General features: G+C 48.6%; 19 protein-coding genes. All 19 read left to right on the forward strand.

Annotated elements, in window-relative coordinates:
* Positions 1-10 precede the first annotated feature (10 nt).
* The 19 genes from bioF (at position 11) to HP399_RS03160 (ending at position 17,163) form a co-directional block, all read left to right on the forward strand.
* Positions 11-1,210, forward strand: coding sequence for an 8-amino-7-oxononanoate synthase (bioF, locus tag HP399_RS03070; protein WP_173619710.1), 1,200 nt, complete (start codon positions 11-13; stop codon positions 1,208-1,210).
* A complete protein-coding gene (locus tag HP399_RS03075; protein ID WP_173619709.1) occupies positions 1,207-1,932 on the forward strand; it encodes an alpha/beta fold hydrolase in 726 nt (241 codons plus the stop codon). Before bioF ends, HP399_RS03075 begins: the two co-directional genes overlap by 4 nt.
* Positions 1,901-2,719, forward strand: a complete 819-nt coding sequence (gene bioC / locus HP399_RS03080; protein ID WP_173619708.1) for a malonyl-ACP O-methyltransferase BioC — start codon at positions 1,901-1,903, stop codon at positions 2,717-2,719. Before HP399_RS03075 ends, bioC begins: the two co-directional genes overlap by 32 nt.
* A gap of 99 nt (positions 2,720-2,818) precedes the next feature.
* Complete coding sequence (locus tag HP399_RS03085; protein WP_173619707.1) at positions 2,819-4,807, forward strand: AraC family transcriptional regulator; 1,989 nt, start codon at positions 2,819-2,821, stop codon at positions 4,805-4,807.
* A gap of 149 nt (positions 4,808-4,956) precedes the next feature.
* Positions 4,957-6,147, forward strand: coding sequence for an acetyl-CoA C-acetyltransferase (locus HP399_RS03090; protein WP_173619706.1), 1,191 nt, complete (start codon positions 4,957-4,959; stop codon positions 6,145-6,147).
* Positions 6,148-6,312: 165 nt separating this feature from the next.
* Positions 6,313-6,486: an AtpZ/AtpI family protein gene (locus HP399_RS03095; RefSeq protein WP_307724157.1), complete on the forward strand. Its 174-nt coding sequence runs from the start codon at positions 6,313-6,315 to the stop codon at positions 6,484-6,486.
* A 13-nt stretch (positions 6,487-6,499) separates the two neighbouring features.
* The gene (locus HP399_RS03100; RefSeq protein WP_173619705.1) at positions 6,500-6,868 is read left to right on the forward strand and encodes an ATP synthase subunit I; all 369 of its coding nucleotides are present in this window, start codon (positions 6,500-6,502) and stop codon (positions 6,866-6,868) included.
* Between the two features lie 114 nt (positions 6,869-6,982).
* Positions 6,983-7,777, forward strand: coding sequence for a F0F1 ATP synthase subunit A (gene atpB / locus HP399_RS03105; protein ID WP_173619704.1), 795 nt, complete (start codon positions 6,983-6,985; stop codon positions 7,775-7,777).
* 44 nt (positions 7,778-7,821) lie between these two features.
* Entirely contained in the window at positions 7,822-8,052 is a 231-nt protein-coding gene (gene atpE, locus HP399_RS03110; RefSeq protein WP_017252354.1) for a F0F1 ATP synthase subunit C, read from the forward strand.
* Between the two features lie 175 nt (positions 8,053-8,227).
* The gene (gene atpF, locus HP399_RS03115) at positions 8,228-8,731 is read left to right on the forward strand and encodes a F0F1 ATP synthase subunit B (protein WP_173619703.1); all 504 of its coding nucleotides are present in this window, start codon (positions 8,228-8,230) and stop codon (positions 8,729-8,731) included.
* The gene (locus HP399_RS03120; RefSeq protein WP_173619702.1) at positions 8,728-9,255 is read left to right on the forward strand and encodes a F0F1 ATP synthase subunit delta; all 528 of its coding nucleotides are present in this window, start codon (positions 8,728-8,730) and stop codon (positions 9,253-9,255) included. Before atpF ends, HP399_RS03120 begins: the two co-directional genes overlap by 4 nt.
* Before the next feature lie 43 nt (positions 9,256-9,298).
* Positions 9,299-10,810 (forward strand): F0F1 ATP synthase subunit alpha, encoded by a 1,512-nt coding sequence (gene atpA, locus HP399_RS03125; RefSeq protein ID WP_106839721.1) that lies wholly within the window; start codon positions 9,299-9,301, stop codon positions 10,808-10,810.
* A gap of 74 nt (positions 10,811-10,884) precedes the next feature.
* Positions 10,885-11,748 (forward strand): ATP synthase F1 subunit gamma, encoded by an 864-nt coding sequence (gene atpG / locus HP399_RS03130; protein WP_173619701.1) that lies wholly within the window; start codon positions 10,885-10,887, stop codon positions 11,746-11,748.
* A 48-nt stretch (positions 11,749-11,796) separates the two neighbouring features.
* Complete coding sequence (gene atpD / locus HP399_RS03135) at positions 11,797-13,206, forward strand: F0F1 ATP synthase subunit beta (protein ID WP_007725462.1); 1,410 nt, start codon at positions 11,797-11,799, stop codon at positions 13,204-13,206.
* A 27-nt stretch (positions 13,207-13,233) separates the two neighbouring features.
* The gene (locus HP399_RS03140) at positions 13,234-13,632 is read left to right on the forward strand and encodes a F0F1 ATP synthase subunit epsilon (RefSeq protein WP_017252349.1); all 399 of its coding nucleotides are present in this window, start codon (positions 13,234-13,236) and stop codon (positions 13,630-13,632) included.
* A gap of 221 nt (positions 13,633-13,853) precedes the next feature.
* Positions 13,854-14,594, forward strand: a complete 741-nt coding sequence (locus HP399_RS03145; protein WP_173619700.1) for a DUF6042 family protein — start codon at positions 13,854-13,856, stop codon at positions 14,592-14,594.
* 303 nt (positions 14,595-14,897) lie between these two features.
* Positions 14,898-15,269 (forward strand): NADH-quinone oxidoreductase subunit A, encoded by a 372-nt coding sequence (locus HP399_RS03150; RefSeq protein WP_007725457.1) that lies wholly within the window; start codon positions 14,898-14,900, stop codon positions 15,267-15,269.
* A complete protein-coding gene (locus HP399_RS03155) occupies positions 15,260-15,778 on the forward strand; it encodes a NuoB/complex I 20 kDa subunit family protein (protein ID WP_007725455.1) in 519 nt (172 codons plus the stop codon). Before HP399_RS03150 ends, HP399_RS03155 begins: the two co-directional genes overlap by 10 nt.
* Positions 15,775-17,163: an NADH-quinone oxidoreductase subunit C gene (locus HP399_RS03160; RefSeq protein WP_173619699.1), complete on the forward strand. Its 1,389-nt coding sequence runs from the start codon at positions 15,775-15,777 to the stop codon at positions 17,161-17,163. Before HP399_RS03155 ends, HP399_RS03160 begins: the two co-directional genes overlap by 4 nt.
* The last annotated feature ends 3 nt before the right edge of the window (positions 17,164-17,166 follow it).

Raw genomic sequence — 17,166 nt, forward strand, 5'->3', positions numbered from 1 at the left:
TAGGTCAGTTATGAATAAACGCTACACATGGCTGGAAGAAGAATACGATTCGTTGCGGAAACAATCGCTGGCAAGAGAATGGAGCACCGTAGAGTCAGCTAGTGATCGCGCAGGCACCTGGATTCAAGTCGAAGGGAAACCATTATTAAACCTGTCATCGAACAACTATTTGGGCTTGGCTCATGATCAACGAATCGTGGAAGCTGGCAAGAAGGCGGCAGAGGAGTGGGGGGCAGGAGGAACTGCCTCTCGTCTCGTCCATGGCAACTACGCGTTATATAACGAGCTGGAACAACAATTGGCGGCGTGGAAAGAGAGAGAAGGGGCGCTTGTCTTTGCAAACGGCTATCAGGCAAATACGGGGGTAATTGCAGCACTTGCCGGAAGAGGCGACGCTGTTTTTAGTGATCGGTTGAATCACGCCAGTATCGTCGATGGGATCGTGCTCAGTCGGGCGGAGCATTTTCGGTACAGACATAACGACATGGAGCATCTGGAATTTTTGCTGAAAAAGCACCAGGATGTAAGACGGAAGTGGATCGTCACGGACAGCATATTCTCCATGGACGGTGATAAGGCTCCCCTACTTGAATTAGTACAACTGCGAGATCGTTACGATGCCATGCTGATGGTTGACGAAGCCCATGCGGGAGGAGTGCGTGGTGAAGAAGGGCAGGGCTTGTGCCACGAACTGGGCATCGCCGGACAAGTCGATGTTTTGATGGGGACCTTTAGCAAGGCATTTGGTGTTTATGGGGCTTACGTATGTGCAGATGAGATCATCATTCGTTATTTGATGACAAAAGCGCGCTCGCTAGTGTATTCAACAGCCCTGCCCCCTGCTGTGATTGGCTCGAATCTGGCGGCATTGTCTTTGGTGCAAACAGAGTCTTGGCGAAGAAGAGCGGTGAAGCAGAATGCGCTCGTGTTTCGCCAATTGCTTCGCTCACGCGGGTTTACCGTAGACGAAGAAGATACGCCAATCATCCCGCTCACGTTAGGAGAGAATGAATGGACTTTGCAGTTTAGCAAAAGACTTCGGCAGCGCGGGATTGCGGCAGTGGCGATTCGACCGCCTACCGTGCCAGCAGGAACCGCGCGTATCCGTTTTACGGTGATGGCTGCCCATACGCGCGAAGAGCTGGAGTGGGCTTGTGAGCAAGTGAGCGAAATCAGAGACGAGCTTCACAAAGGAGGAACGGTAACGTGAGAAAAGTGATGCTGTGGCTAACCGGATGGGGAATGCCGGAATGCAGCTGGGAAGCTGTTCGCTCACAATTTCCTTCCTATCGGCACATCATTCCTACTTATTCGGACGTCACTGACTCCTTGCAATTTTACGAGAGAGTAGAAGAGGAAATCCGCTCTCTGTCAACGCAGGAGCTGATTGTAGTGGGGTGGTCTTTGGGAGGGATGCTCGCAATACGCCTCGCTGCCCAGTACCCGGTCTCAGGACTTGTTTTGATCGGCACCACAGCACGCTTTACCAGCGAACAGCATGGGTGGCATCCCGTTGTTTTACAAAGGATGAAAAGGCAGCTTTCCGTAGCACGCGAGCGGGTCATGGACGCATTTGTTGAACAGATGCTAACACCAGGGGAGCGTCAGCAAATAGGCTTGCACGTGGGGGTGGATAGCCAGATGTGGAGTACGGCAGCGTTGATTGCGGGCTTGACCTATTTAGAAGAAGAGGATTGCCGCCCGTTCCTGTCGTCCCTGACTTCTCCCACTCTCGTCATTCACGGAACGGAAGATGCTATCTGTTCACTCGCAGCCGGAGAAGAACTGGCGAGTAGCCTTGCAGGTGCCAATTTCGTGCAAATTCCTGACTGTGGTCATGCCCCGCATGTATTTGTTCCGGAGGTTGTAGGAGATTCGCTAAAGAGGATGGTGGAGCAGCTTGCAGAAGAGAGCAATCAGCAGCCGATTTAGTGAGAAGGCTGTCTCATATGAAAAATATGCACTCGTACAAAAGAAGATGGCCGATCATTTGAGTCAAATGGTTACAGAAATAGCGAACGAGAACGAGGTGCGAAACATCCTAGAGATTGGCTGTGGGACAGGGGGATTAACCCGCGTCATTCGCAGCCATTTTTCTGATGCCCATTACGAAGCAGTTGAGATTGCGTCAGGTATGCTGGAGCAGGCGAAGAACAATCAGGAGCAGCACGGCCTGATTTGCTCATTTTTTCAAGCAGATGCCGAAGAATGGGTATGGGAACAACAGGCGAAGTCAAAGGATGTGGTGGTTTCAGGAGCGTGTTTTCAGTGGTTTGCCAAGCCAGCGCATACGCTAAAAGGATTGGGAAGAATCCTGAAGCCCGGAGCACCCTTGGTTTTTTCGACATTTGGCCCCGATACGTTTTGGGAGCTGCATGAATCGTTTGCGAATGCTCATGCGATTTTGGGGGAAAAGGGAGTACGCCATGGCTTGGAGTTTCTCTCTGCACGTGATTGGCACGAGCTATTGGAGCAAGCAGGGTTTACGGATATAGAGGTGATGAGGAAATATGAGCGGCTAACTTACCCGGGTGTACGGGATTTCTTGCATGCCGTGAAAGCAGTGGGCGCCAGTGCAAGTATGGAGCAAGTGAGCGGTCTGGGACGCAGAAAACTTCTTGCAGAAATGATTCGTTACTATGAGCAGACGTATAAAAGAGAAACGGGCATCCCTGTCACCTACGAAGTCATTTACGTTCGCGCGGTTTCATCGAGGTAGTGTGCTTTCTACGATTTTTGCTATAGAAATGAGAATGGTTATCAAATAGAATAAAAAGAAGAACGATGGGAGGGCTATCAAGGAGTTGAGTGTGGGACAATGAACGTGGATGATCATATTTTTCTATGGAATCAGGCAAGTGTACGATTACATGATGTACGGCATATCGTCATGCGAGCCGGAGAGCAGCTGCGATCCTATCAATTGCCGGCTAGTGCCTTTCTATTTTCGGTGAGAGGCAGTGGCCTGATTCGTCTTGACGGGAATGTGCATGCTATCAAGAATTGCTATATGGCCCATGCTGGCAAAGGTACATACGTGGATATCGAGGAAATAAAGGGTGAGCTGGAATACTATCTGATTTTGTACAAAGCTCATTTGCCGTTGCCTTGTCGGCAGGAACTGCTACGTTTACTGGAGAAAACACAACCGTTTCACATCCAATACGGCTTTACCCCCATGCATCAGGCAAATGTATTTGTAGCAATATCACGTATGCAGCAAGCGTGGAATCAGAATGGCAACCTGGACAAGCTGCGAGCCAAGGCCCTGCTATATCAACTCGTATGTGAGCTAATGGCACAGATGCAGTCGCAAGGAATCGGGGTAACGGTACCCAATTTGGTCGTTCAGGCCGTCAGGTATATCGAGGAGCATTACGCAGAGACTTTCACCCTCGATGATCTTTCCGCGCTCTTAAACTGCAGCTCCCGATCCCTGCAACGCACCTTTAAAGCCCAGCTAGCGGTCGGCCCTATCGACTATCTGATTCAGGTGCGCATTCAAAAAGCGCAGGAACTGCTGCGTCAAACGAATTTGGGACTAAAAGAGGTAGCGGAATCAGTAGGTTATACAGACAGCTATTATTTCAGTCGTATCTTTAAAAAATATACAGGCTTCTCCCCGACTGCGTATAAGGTAAATCCGCTGACATCGGAAATTCGTCGCCAAAGTCCATTACTCTTGTCGCGATATTCCATTGCTGGTCAAAAGCTGTGGAAATATAATGATCACATTGAAAATGAAAATCAAAGTCACCTACGAACAAGAGATGGGGGAGCCGTACCGATGTATAAGAGTACAAAAGCGATGCTGGCGCTGAATCTGATGCTTAGCCTTACCTTGCTGCTCGGAGCCTGCTCAGCTGGCGGAACGAATTCCAGTAATTCGGGGAGTACAACCACTGGCGCTACGAGTCAGGTAGCAACGCAGTCCAATACAACGCAATCTAGTGCGAATCAAGAAGTGAAGAAAAGCGAGACCCGTACAATCAAGCACATGAAAGGCGAGCTGACGCTTGATTTTAAACCAGTCAGAATCGCTGTGCTGGACACACAATATGCAGATCAAATGATTGCCTTGGGCGAACTGCCAGTAGGTAGTGTTATCACAACGGGGGACGGTACGAAGTTTCCAGAGTATCTCATGGACAAGCTAAAAGATGTTCACGTACTTGGAACGAAGGACGAGCCCAATTCAGAAGCAGTCGTGGCTATGGAGCCTGACTTGATCATATGCACGGAGTTTCAAGATAAAATCTATGATAATCTATCCAAAATCGCCCCAACCATCATGTTTAATCGAAACGAAGACTGGCGTGAAACACTGATTACCTTCGGAAAAATTCTCGAAAAAGAACAAGAAGCTGAGCAGATCGTAAAGGACTACCAAGAGAAAACGAATAAATTGAAAACAGAGCTCGCAACCAAACTCAAGGGTGAGTCTGTCGCACTTATTCGTCCTCGTGACAATGCCATTCGACTGCATACAGTTGAACATCGTACGGCTGCTATCTTGTATTCCGATTTGGGACTGACTCCTCCCAAGCCAGCGATGGATAAATCAGATACAGCTACGATGATTTCTCTGGAAGTGTTGCCAGAGGTAAATGCCGATCATTTATTTGTCGTAACGGACAAAGCGAATCAAGCATTAACGGACGAGTACAAGAACAGTTCCATTTGGAAAGGGCTAAAAGCAGCCAAGGAAAATAAGGTGTACGAGGTTAACACAACCGTGTGGATTGCCTATTACGGCCCGATTGCCATTAACAATATCGTCGATGAAATTGCAGAGGCACTTCTATAAATCATTCAAACCGTCACTCTCTTCTCCTAAGAGCAGTGACGGTTTTTTCATGAATAGGAAAAGAAAGCGATTTCCTGGCAGGAATTATCATAAGAAGATGGAATCTTAAGAAGGTTGCCTATCCTGTGTATTCGAGGGGTGTGTGGAAGATGAGTCAAAGAGAAATCGTCATTGCGAGTGCTGTGCGCACTGCTATAGGTAGCTTTCAAGGAACGCTTGCAGGTGTCAGCGCGACAAAGCTGGGCGGAATTGTACTGGAAGCAGCGCTAGAGCGTGCAGGTGTTTCCAAGGATGCGGTCGATGAAGTGATTTTGGGGAATGTACTGTCAGCAGGCTTGGGTCAAAACCCGGCGCGCCAGGCTTCTATTCACGCGGGCCTTGCTCATGAAGTCCCCTCCCTGACAATCAACAAGGTTTGTGGTTCAGGTCTAAAAGCCGTTCATTTGGCCGTTCAGTCAATCCTTGCAGGTGAGGCAGAAGTTGTCTTGGCTGGTGGGATGGAAAATATGAGCCAGGCACCATACTTAATGGAAGGTGCGCGTTCAGGCTACCGCATGGGAGATCAGAAAGTAGTAGACTCCATGATTCGCGACGGGCTGTGGTGTGCTTTCAACGACTACCACATGGGCATTACAGCGGAGAATCTTTGCAGTAAATACGAAATCGGACGCGAAGAGCAGGATGAATTTTCTGCGTGGAGCCAGGAAAAAGCTCAACAAGCGCTCGTTAGTGGTCGTTTTCAAGAAGAAATCGTGCCGGTTCCGATCCCGCAGCGAAAGGGTGATCCGGTTCTTTTTGCTCTAGACGAATTCCCGCGTGCTGGTGTGACAGCCGAAGCGCTAGGCAAGCTGAAGCCTGCATTTAAAAAGGATGGAACCGTGACAGCTGGGAATGCATCAGGCATCAACGATGGAGCCGCCGCTCTCTTGATTATGACACGCGAGAAGGCAGAAGAGCTGGGAGTGAAGCCTCTTGCCCGTATCGTAGCCAATGCGAGTGCAGGTGTTGATCCGAGCATCATGGGGTACGGTCCTGTTCCTGCGACCAAACGCGTACTGGAAAAAGCGGGTCTGTCGATTTCTGACATCGATTTGATCGAAGCAAACGAAGCTTTTGCCGTCCAATCACTGTCTGTTGGCAAAGCACTGGGCTTTGATCGCGAGAAGCTGAATGTCAACGGTGGAGCCATCGCTTTGGGACATCCAATCGGTGCGAGTGGCGCGAGAATTTTGGTCACGCTCGTGCATGAATTGCAAAAGCGTGAAGGGGCAAAATATGGGTTAGCGACTCTTTGCATTGGTGGGGGACAAGGCGTCTCCACAATTGTCGAGAAAATTTAATTTTTAAATTGTGAACGCTTTGTGTACACAGAAACGCTTGCGTTGACAAAGGGAATAAATCTTCGTTAATATGGATGAGGGCATTTGGAAATTGTGTGCCCTCTCCTTATGTGAAAGGAGAAGGATAAACTGGCGAAACTTGACAATCCATGGCGAGCACTTGGTTTGGTCAGCGTACTTGGTCTTGACTTTGCCATTTGTGTGGTTGCCGGTTTTATGATCGGCAGATACGCGGATCGCCTACTAGCGACTGATCCTTGGTTCTTGCTCATTGGCCTGATTACAGGGATTGCGGTTGGTGTATACACTGTCTATCGACTCATTCGCCCGTATCTTTAGGGGGTGACGAACGATGGAAGCGTTTGCTTTAGCGATGCGAAAGACTTTTCGCTATTCTTTATGGTGTATGGCATTGTTTGTGATACTGATGGTTGTGTTGCCTGAATACAAGGTATTCTTGCAGAGTTTGTTGCTTGGAACAGTGGCAGGAATCATTAATACCAGCGTTCTCGCAAGCAAGGTCTGGGTTGTTGGGCAAATGGCAGATGACCCTAATGTCAGACCAAAAGGAACGGGCACGATGCTTCGGTTCATGATTGCCGGGCTAGCAGCCTATACTACCTTTATTTTCCCTCATATCTTCACATTATCAGGGGTTCTACTTGGGTTGTTTTTGATCCAAGGGATCAGCTATCTACTCGTATTCCGCAATTCAAAATAGATTTGTTACCAGCGTTTCCTTTTAAATGAAGTGATTTTACCAGAGAGCGTTCGATAGCAATGTGTAGACAGAGTTTCGGACAACCTCTATCTATCAATGGAAAGGGGTGAAAAGATGGGTCATCATTATACGTTACGGTTTGATTTAGGCGGCATGGTATTTGACATCGCTACGATTCTCATGATGGTTCTTACCGCACTGCTTGTGTTTATCTTCCTGTTTGTAATGACACGAAAGCTGGAAACAGGAGTACCTGGTGCTAAGCAAAATGCAGTTGAGTGGATTTTTGACTTTGTCAAAAACGTTACTGCAGGATACATGGATCACAAGAAAGTCATGATGATGATGACGCTTGGTATTACGTTGTTTCTCTACATCTTCATTGGGAACCAGCTAGGTGTTATCGCCAACGTCACTACAGTGCACAAAGGTGAAATCAGCGAAAGTGTTATGAAGATGCTGACGATTGCTCCTACGCCAGAAGCCGAAGCGAAGAAGCGCGAAACCGTTGAGCACGAGCTGGCTGATAAAGGAGCTCATGTAATCTGGTGGAAGTCTCCAACTGCTACACCAAGCGTAACATTTGGTTTGGCATTGGTAGTGTTGCTCTACTCCCACTACCTCGGTATTAAGAAAAGTCCAGGTGGTTGGTTTAAGCACGTATTCCTCAACCCGATCCACATTCTTGAGGAGTTTATCATTAAACCGTTGACGCTTCCTCTGCGTTTGTTCGGTAACCTCTTTGCAAAAGAGATCATGATTGCCTTCCTGTTGAGTGGGGGAGTTTTGGCCGCGGCACCATTGTTTATCTGGCTCGGCTACTCCGTCTTCGTAGGTGCAATTCAGGCGTTCATTTTCTTGACTCTTTCTATGGTTTACATTTCACAACTTGTGAATGATGAACACTAAAATCTAGTTATTTGTTAACAACAATTTAGGGAGGTATTTTTAACATGGAAGTTATGGGTGTAGCTATTGCTATGGGTCTTATTTTCGGTTTGGCAGCACTTGGTGGTGCTTTTGGTGCAAGTAACGTAATCTCTAAAACAATTGAAGGTGTTGCTCGTCAACCTGAAGCTCGTGGTAACCTGATGGGTATCATGTTCCTCGGTATGGGTCTCGTAGAGGCGATTCCAATTATCGCTGTAGCTGTAGGCTTCATCTTGATGGGTCGTCTGGGCTAAGCGAACAGTTGAACAGTATTAAATAGGCGGAGGGTCACCTTCGCCTATCTTTTAGTAGGGAAAAATCAGGCTTCGGCCACAAGCTTGGCATGGAAGTCTTCTAGTAATAATTCTGGTAAGTACGTAAAGAACTTATTGCAGAATCTTTCGTTTGTCAGGAAGGAGTGAACTAAAAATGGTTGAGTTTGGAGCCGTATCCCTGGAATGGGGCACATTACTACTCCAGGTGATTATTTTCATTTTGCTGTTGATCGTTGTTTCCAAATATGCAACAGGACCGATTGCGAGCGTGTTGGAAAAGCGCCGTGCTCATGTTGAGAACGAGCTCGCCACTGCGGAACGCAACCACAAGGAATCCGAAAAGCTTTTGGCTGAACAACGCCGTCTTTTGGATGAAGCTCGCGCTGAATCTAAAGCGATCATCGACCGTGCTGCAAAGCAAGCGTCTGATGAAGCAAGCAAAATCGTTGCTGAAGCACAAGCAGCTTCTGAGCGCATGAAAGCAGATGCAAGTGCTGAACTGGCTCGTGAAGTAGAAAAAGCAAAACTCGAACTGCGTGAGCAAATGACTGGTCTTTCCGTGCTCTTGGCTTCCAAGATCATTGAGAAAGAACTGGACGAAGCAGCTCAAAAGTCTACTGTTGACAAATTTCTCGCACAAGTGGGAGATCGCCTATGAGTAGCGCAGTAGGAAAACGTTATGCTCGCGCTCTCTTTGAAGTAGCGAGTGAGCGTAGCAAGATTGATCAGGTAGAAGCAGACCTGGGTGCGATCGTGGAAGCGGTTGAAGGCAATGAAGATCTGAAAAAGATCATGTTGCACCCGCACATCGCAGCAGATGCGAAAAGCCAGCTCGCTGACGAATTGTTCAAAAGCCATGTAGGGGAAGAAACCTTTAATTTCCTGAACGTCCTGATTGAGAACGGACGCGAAGTTGATTTGGTTGATATCTACCGTTCTTTTGTACAATTGGCGAACGAAGCTCGTGGATTCGCAGATGCAATTTTGACAAGTGCAAAGCCGCTTTCTGTTGAAGAGCAAAATGAGCTGGCTGAGAAGTTCGGTCAAACGCTGAACAAAAAGCTGCGTATGACAGCAGTTGTAGATCCAGCGATTCTCGGCGGCATTATTATCAAAATTGGCGACCGTCTGTACGATGGCAGTCTGAAAACGAAGTTGGAAACCTTTGCGCAAAAGGCGTAAAGTTCGATGGCTTTTACGAAGTTGGATGAATGGGGTGAATTAAGTGAGTGCAATCAGACCAGAAGAGATTAGCTCCCTCATTAAAGAGCGGATCGCTAACTTTAAATCTGAAATCGAAGTTGTGGATGTAGGCACAGTCATCCAAGTAGGTGACGGTATTGCTCGTGTCCACGGTTTGGAAAAGGCCATGCAAGGGGAGCTTCTCGAGTTCCAAAATGGCGTAATGGGTATGGTACTCAACTTGGAAGAAGATAACGTGGGTGTCGTTATTATGGGACCTTTCCGCGACATTAAGGAAGGCGATACTGTAAAACGTACCGGCCGCGTTATGGAAGTTCCAGTAGGGGAAGCGCTGCTCGGCCGCGTTGTAAACCCACTGGGTCAACCAATCGATGGTCAAGGCCCTATCGCAAATGACGGTTTCCGCCCAATCGAGAGCCCAGCTCCTGGCGTTATGGCGCGTAAATCCGTACACGAGCCACTCCAAACAGGTATCAAAGCGATTGACGCGATGATCCCAGTTGGTCGTGGACAGCGTGAGTTGATCATTGGTGACCGCCAAACTGGTAAAACAGCAGTGGCGCTCGACACGATCATCAACCAAAAAGGTAAAGACATGATTTGTATCTACGTTGCAATCGGTCAAAAGCAATCCACCGTTGCAAACATCGTAGAAACACTGCGTAAAGCAGGTGCTCTAGATTACACCATCATCGTTTCTGCAACTGCGTCTGACCCAGCTCCAATGTTGTACCTGGCTCCTTATACTGGTGTAACAATGGCTGAGTACTTCATGTACAAAGGCGGACACGTTCTGTGCGTATACGATGACCTGTCCAAACAGGCTTCTGCATACCGCGAAATGTCCCTCTTGCTCCGCCGTCCTCCAGGTCGCGAAGCATATCCTGGTGACGTATTCTACTTGCACTCCCGCTTGCTGGAGCGCGCTGCGAAACTGTCTGATGAGTTGGGTGCTGGTTCCATTACGGCTCTGCCATTCATCGAAACCCAAGCGGGTGACATTTCCGCGTACATTCCAACCAACGTGATCTCCATCACGGACGGTCAGATCTTCCTGGAGACAGACTTGTTCAACGCAGGTCAACGTCCAGCGGTTAACACCGGTCTTTCTGTATCCCGTGTAGGTGGTTCCGCGCAAATCAAGGCGATGAAAAAGGTAGCAGGTCCACTCAAGCTCGAGTTGGCTCAATACCGTGAGTTGGCTGCGTTTGCTCAGTTCGGTTCCGATCTGGACAAAGCGACCCAAGCTCGTCTGACCCGTGGTGAGCGCTTGATGGAAATCATGAAACAAGGTCAGTTCGATCCAATGTCTGTTGAGAAGCAAGTTGCTTCTATCTATAGCGCTACAAGAGGTTTCCTGGATGACATTCCAATAGCAGAAGTGCGCCGCTTTGAGAAAGAGATGTTGTCTTTCTTGGATTCCAACAAACCGCAACTGTTGGAGCACATCCGCACAACGAAAGACCTTCCAGATGAAAAAGAATTCAACGCAGCGATCGAAGAGTTCAAAAAAGGCTTTTCGGTAACTCGCTAATCGTTAACCTGATAGACATCAGATGCATGCCGGGCCATTTGCCCGTGCATGCGTCCTCAAGGTGGTGAAAACGAGTGGCTAAAGGAATACGTGAGATTCGACGCAGTATCAAAAGTAAAAAAGATATGCGCCAAATCACGAAAGCGATGAAAATGGTGGCGGCTGCAAAGCTTCGCCGTAATCAGGATAAAGCTGAGGCGGCACGCCCGTATGCTGACAAGATCCAAGAAGTGATCGCAAGCATCGCGAGTGGGAACTCTGCTTCCAAACATCCAATGTTGCAAAATCGTCCGGTGAAAAAGACTGGTTATATTGTCATCACTTCCGACCGTGGACTTGCTGGGGGTTACAATGCCAACATTCTCCGTAAAGTGGTAACTACCATTAACGAGAAGCACAAGTCCAAGGATGAGTACGGTATTTTTGTGATTGGCCGCAAAGGTCGTGACTTCTTCAGCAAACGGAACTACCCGCTTTTGGAGGAAGTTACAGGTCTGCCAGCTAGCCCAGCCTTTGCTGATATCAAGAAAATTGCCGGTGCAGCAGTCCAAATGTTCGAGAATGAGCAGATTGACGAACTGTACCTGTGCTACAACAAGTTCCAAAGTGCAATTTCGCAAATACCTACCGTAAAACAATTGCTGCCATTGGAAGCTCCCGAGAGCAACAATGCGCGCGAATTGAATTACGAGTATGAGCCGTCCTCGGAAGAAGTATTGGCGGATCTGTTGCCGAAATATGCGGAAACACTGGTTTACAGTGCACTCCTCGAAGCAAAAGCTTCTGAAGAAGGTTCCCGTATGACGGCAATGGGCAGCGCGACAGACAATGCTACGGATATGATCAACCGTTTAACGTTGAGCTACAACCGTGCTCGTCAGGCAGCCATTACACAAGAGATTTCCGAGATCGTTGCAGGTGCAAACGCACAGGCTTAGTGGCAGCGAATAGCTCCCAATTTAGCTTTACAGGAGGGAAGAAGTAAGATGGCGAATGGACGCGTGGTTCAGGTAATGGGTCCGGTTGTTGACGTCGAGTTCGACCGCGGACACCTGCCTGCCATTTACAATGCGATCAAGATTCAACATAAAGCACAAAGCGCTGGTGAGCGCGACATCAACTTGACTGTTGAGGTTGCTACTCATTTGGGCGATAACTTGGTTCGTACCGTTGCGATGTCTTCCACTGACGGTTTGGTTCGTGGCATGGAAGCAGTTGATACAGGTGCAGCTATCTCCGTTCCAGTGGGTGCAATTACCCTCGGACGCGTATTTAACGTATTGGGTGAGCCGATCGACCTGCAAGAACTTGGTCAAGTAGATCGTCGTGACCCAATTCACCGTAAAGCTCCTGAGTTCGTAGACCAAGCAACGACTGTTGAGATCCTGGAAACAGGTATCAAAGTTATTGACCTCTTGGCTCCGTACATCAAGGGTGGTAAGATCGGTCTGTTTGGTGGTGCGGGTGTAGGTAAAACCGTTACTATTCAAGAGCTGATCAACAACATCGCGCAAGAGCACGGTGGTATTTCCGTATTCGCTGGTGTAGGTGAGCGTACCCGTGAAGGTAACGACCTGTACCACGAGATGAAAGACGCAGGCGTACTGCCGAAAACCGCGATGGTATTCGGTCAGATGAACGAACCGCCTGGTGCACGTCTTCGTGTAGCGTTGACTGGTCTGACTATGGCGGAATACTTCCGTGATGAAGAAGGCCGCGACGTTCTTCTCTTTGTTGATAACATCTTCCGCTTTACTCAAGCGGGTTCCGAAGTTTCTGCTCTCTTGGGCCGTATGCCATCTGCGGTAGGTTACCAGCCAACATTGGCTACCGAAATGGGTCAGCTGCAAGAGCGTATTACTTCCACGAAAAAAGGTTCCGTAACGTCCATTCAAGCGATCTACGTACCAGCGGATGACTACACTGACCCGGCTCCTGCTACTACGTTTGCTCACTTGGACGCTACAACGAACTTGGAGCGTTCCATCGCTGAGTTGGGTATCTTCCCTGCGGTAGACCCACTCGCATCCACTTCTCGTGCTCTGGCTCCTGATGTAGTAGGACAAGAACACTATGATGTGGCTCGTAGCGTTCAAAAAATCCTGCAACGTTACAAAGAACTGCAAGATATCATCGCGATTCTCGGTATGGACGAGTTGAGCGACGACGACAAGCAAGTAGTTGGACGCGCACGCCGTATTCAACGTTTCTTGTCCCAGTCCTTCCACGTTGCCGAGCAGTTCACTGGTAACCCAGGCCAATACGTGCCATTGAAAGAAACCGTTCGCAGCTTCAAGGAAATCCTCGAAGGTAAGCATGACCACCTGCCAGAGGGCGCGTTCCTGTACGTAGGTACAATTGAAGAAGCGGTAGAAAAAGCGAAGAAAATGGCGTAAGACACCCTGGAAAGGGGAGACGAGTAAGTGAGTAAGATGACAGTTGAAGTCGTAACTCCTGAACGGGTTGTCTACAGCGGTCAGGCTGAAATGGTGATTGCTCGCGGCTTGCAAGGGGAAATCGGTATTATGCCGAACCACGTGCCGTTGGTAACCCCGCTGAAAACAGCGCCAGTTCGGATTAAGACAGAAGGCGATAAAGAAGTAAAGATGGCTGTAAGCGGCGGCTTCATGGAAGTTCGCGGCGATAAAGTGACCATCCTTGCTGAAACGGCTGAATTGCCGGGAGACATCGATGTTGAACGCGCGAAGGCAGCGAAAGAGCGTGCTGAAAAGCGTTTGGCTGAGAAATATGCCGAGCTCGACGTCAAGCGTGCAGAACGCGCGCTACAACGTGCGATGGCACGTCTCGACGTAGCGAAGTAAAGCGTAAGCTTGATATCCCCGCGCCCATGTGGCTGCGGGGATTTTTCGGTTATAAGGCGATGAATGATGAGCCATGGAAATCGGGCATGATATTTCCAGTTGGTAATTGCCTAATGTTTCTGTGTATAATAGACCTAATGCCCTGCCGACGAGCTACGTTAGCATGAAAAACAGCGGGAAAAAGCGGCATTGGCTATTGGGATTAAAGGAGAGTGTAATTGATGCAAACCGTTCGCGATATCCGCCACAATCAAGATGGCGTAGTGATTCCTAGCAGCTTTGCGGCTAATGGCTGGACAAGCGTGCTATCTCATGAAATGAATGTTCTCTTCCAGGCAATGTGCTATGTAGTAACGAAGCATGAGTCAAAAGAAGAAATGAGAAAAGCTCTGGACGAGTTCGATGCATTGAAAGGCACATTCACCGAGCCTGTGCAAGAAGGCTTTAAGTCTGAAGAGGATTTTAAAGGCTACGTAAACCTCTTGAACAGATTCAAAGCGTTCATGAGCCGTTCTGATTATGCATATCCGACATCTCTTGACGAGGCGATTGAGCTTTTCGTGAAGTGGGGTCTGGTAATCGATAATGGAGATGCTTGGGATGTACCGGTTTATCCATTCCCAGATGCATCTGAGTTGTTCAAGCTGAGTGAAGCAGAATCTCTTGCATTGGCTCATATTAAACTGGAAGCATTGGTTCATCCGATGTTTAGCCGCCTCGTAATGAAGCTGCATGAGCAAGAAGAAAATGCGTTCAGCATGTCCAAAGCAGAAATGAAGCAATTGCTGAACACCAATGACCAGATGCTGGCAGAAGTTCTGATCAAGCTGACTCCATATATGGAAGATGCGATTGAAAATATGCTGGAGATCCCAGAAGACGAGAAGATGAACTTCACGATTGTATGGGAGCGCATTTACGAGGATTTCCTCGGACAGCAATTTTCAAAGAACGTTCAATAATTAAGAGAATATGAGAGCCAGACAGGCATATTCGTTTGGTCATCATACTATGCTGGAAAAACTCAGGGAGAAATCCCTGAGTTTTTTCCCTTTATATGGCACAAAAGGAAGGCTTTCGTTAGACACCCTATTGGCAATTTGCTATAATGATAAAGGTATTTTTTTCTAGCAGTATCAATTAGCGACAGCGTTCATACCTACACCTTTGATGCTGTGAGCAGTACCCTTTTGAGGGAGTCTCAACTTCTTCTGGAGGACAGCGCAAGACGATTCATACCTTTCTCAAGAGCGGAGGGAACGTGGGTGAGTGACATCTATACCAACAATTATGTGATTGTCGCGATCTTTTTGATTCTTGGCGTGCTGTTGCCCGTGGCTACAGTCAGTTTCGTTGGTCCATTACTTCGTCCAAAGAAACCGACACGGGAGAAGCAAACTACTTATGAAAGCGGTAACATTCCTGTTGGTGACAGCTGGGTGCGTTTCAACGTGAAGTATTACATCTTTGCCCTCATGTTTGTCATCTTTGATGTAGAAACACTCTTTCTGTATCCGTGGGCCGTCGCTTACAAAGAACTGGGGCTCTTTGCCTTAGTCGAGATGGTCATCTTTATATCCTTGCTCATCGTAGGATTGATTTACGCGTGGAGAAAGAAGGTGCTGGAATGGAACTAGATCTGACAAGCATTGCGCCTGAATTGCAAGAGGAATTGAATCGCAACGTCATGTTCACGACATTGGAAACAGTGAAGGGATGGGTTCGTAGCAACTCGTTGTGGCCATTAACCTTCGGCTTGGCCTGTTGCGCGATCGAGATGATGGGAACGGGTGGAGCGCGTTATGACCTCGACCGGTTTGGCGTTATTTTTCGAGCATCCCCAAGACAATCTGATGTCATGATCGTAGCCGGAACCGTCACGAAAAAGATGGCGCCACTGCTGCGCAGGCTGTATGATCAAATGCCTGAACCGAAGTGGGTGATTGCCATGGGCTCCTGTGCGACAGCGGGAGGTCCGTACGTGCGCTCGTACAGCGTGGTAAAAGGTGTAGACCAGATTGTGCCTGTCGACGTATATATTCCAGGTTGTCCGCCTAACCCTGCCGCTTTGATCTACGGAATCAATAAGCTCCAAGAAAAAATCCGTTACGAAGCGAAGACTGGGAAGCAGGTGACCAATCTATGAGCGACGAGAAACGCAAGCCGACGCCGGAGGAAAAGGCAGCGGCAGCAGCTGAAGCCCGTGCCAAGGCCGAAGCATTGCGAAAATTAAGAGAACAGGAAGCGCAGGGTTCCCAAGAGACGAGCCCAGTGGAGGCATCTCAAGAGCCACAAGAGGAAGTCTCTGCTCCGGAAGCAAAACCTGTGTCCGAAATGACACCTGAGGAAAAAGCCGCAGCCAAGAAAGCAGCAGCGGCAGAAGCGGCGAAGGAACAGGCAGAAGCTGCTTCTCCATCAGCAAAGCCTGTGTCCGAAATGACACCTGAGGAAAAAGCCGCAGCCAAGAAAGCAGCAGCGGCTGAAGCGATTGCCAAGGCAAAAGCGGCGAAGGAACAGGCAGAAGCTTCTCCACCACCAGCAAAACCTGTGTCCGAAATGACGCCGGAAGAAAAAGCCGCAGCCAAAAAAGCAGCTGCCGCAGAAGCACTAGCTAAGGCAGAAGCACTAGCTAAGGCAGAAGCAGCGAAGGAACAAGCAGAAGCTGCTTCACCACCAGCAAAGCCTGTGTCCGAAATGACGCCGGAAGAAAAAGCTGCAGCCAAGAAAGCGGCTGCCGCAGAAGCACTAGCCAAGGCAAGAGCAGCGAAGGAAGCAAAAGAAGCCGCGGAAAATGGAGCCGATACAGCTGATTCAGATGCGGATGCCAAGGCGAAGGCCGCAGCTGCCGCAAAAGCAAAGGCTGCCGCAGCAGCAGCTGCAAAGGCAAAAGCCGCACGTGAAGCAGGCGGCGATGAATCCGGTGATGACGACGCCAAGGCAAAGGCCGCAGCTGCCGCAAAAGCCAAAGCCGCCGCCGCAGCAGCAGCGAAGGCAAAAGCAGCGCAAGCGACTGGGGATGAGACCCCGGCAGAGGAAACGCCGAAAGCACCTTCTAAAAACCAGCCCTATCTTGATAAATACGTGTCACGAATTTCCGAAGCATTTGGGCAGGAAGTCATCGAGGCTTCGTATATTAACGAGCTGGGAAAGGAAGTTCCAACTCTCACCATTCAAAACGAACGTTGGCATCAAGTTGCTCAATTTTTAAGAGATGATGAGCAATTAAGCTTTGAGTACCTGTCCGATCTTCATGGTGTCGATTACGAGGATCGCCTGGAGGTATACTACCACTTTTATTCTTACAAAAATCGCCAAAGCTTGGCAGTAAAGGTCAAAACGAGCAGAGAAGAGTCACAAGTTGCTTCTGTAATGGACCTCTGGCATGGCGCAAATTGGAATGAAAGAGAGACTTTTGACCTTTTGGGTATTCATTTCCCGGGACATAAGGATTTACGTCGAATTCTGTTGCCGGATGATTGGATAGGATATCCGCTGCGCAAAGATTATGTGCAATACGACGAGGAGGTTTAGCAG

This window comes from Brevibacillus sp. DP1.3A (genome assembly GCF_013284245.2).
In the GTDB taxonomy this organism is placed as follows: domain Bacteria; phylum Bacillota; class Bacilli; order Brevibacillales; family Brevibacillaceae; genus Brevibacillus.

Bases quoted from the DNA above. Each gene is read 5' to 3' on its own strand.
- HP399_RS03155 (WP_007725455.1), top strand. From the start codon at position 15,260: ATGGAACTAGATCTGACAAGCATTGCGCCTGAATTGCAAGAGGAATTG.
- atpE (WP_017252354.1), top strand. From the start codon at position 7,822: ATGGAAGTTATGGGTGTAGCTATTGCTATGGGTCTTATTTTCGGTTTG.
- HP399_RS03100 (WP_173619705.1), top strand. From the start codon at position 6,500: ATGGAAGCGTTTGCTTTAGCGATGCGAAAGACTTTTCGCTATTCTTTA.
- bioF (WP_173619710.1), top strand. From the start codon at position 11: ATGAATAAACGCTACACATGGCTGGAAGAAGAATACGATTCGTTGCGG.
- atpB (WP_173619704.1), top strand. From the start codon at position 6,983: ATGGGTCATCATTATACGTTACGGTTTGATTTAGGCGGCATGGTATTT.
- HP399_RS03145 (WP_173619700.1), top strand. From the start codon at position 13,854: ATGCAAACCGTTCGCGATATCCGCCACAATCAAGATGGCGTAGTGATT.
- atpD (WP_007725462.1), top strand. From the start codon at position 11,797: ATGGCGAATGGACGCGTGGTTCAGGTAATGGGTCCGGTTGTTGACGTC.
- atpF (WP_173619703.1), top strand. From the start codon at position 8,228: ATGGTTGAGTTTGGAGCCGTATCCCTGGAATGGGGCACATTACTACTC.
- HP399_RS03085 (WP_173619707.1), top strand. From the start codon at position 2,819: ATGAACGTGGATGATCATATTTTTCTATGGAATCAGGCAAGTGTACGA.
- HP399_RS03120 (WP_173619702.1), top strand. From the start codon at position 8,728: ATGAGTAGCGCAGTAGGAAAACGTTATGCTCGCGCTCTCTTTGAAGTA.
- HP399_RS03160 (WP_173619699.1), top strand. From the start codon at position 15,775: ATGAGCGACGAGAAACGCAAGCCGACGCCGGAGGAAAAGGCAGCGGCA.
- HP399_RS03090 (WP_173619706.1), top strand. From the start codon at position 4,957: ATGAGTCAAAGAGAAATCGTCATTGCGAGTGCTGTGCGCACTGCTATA.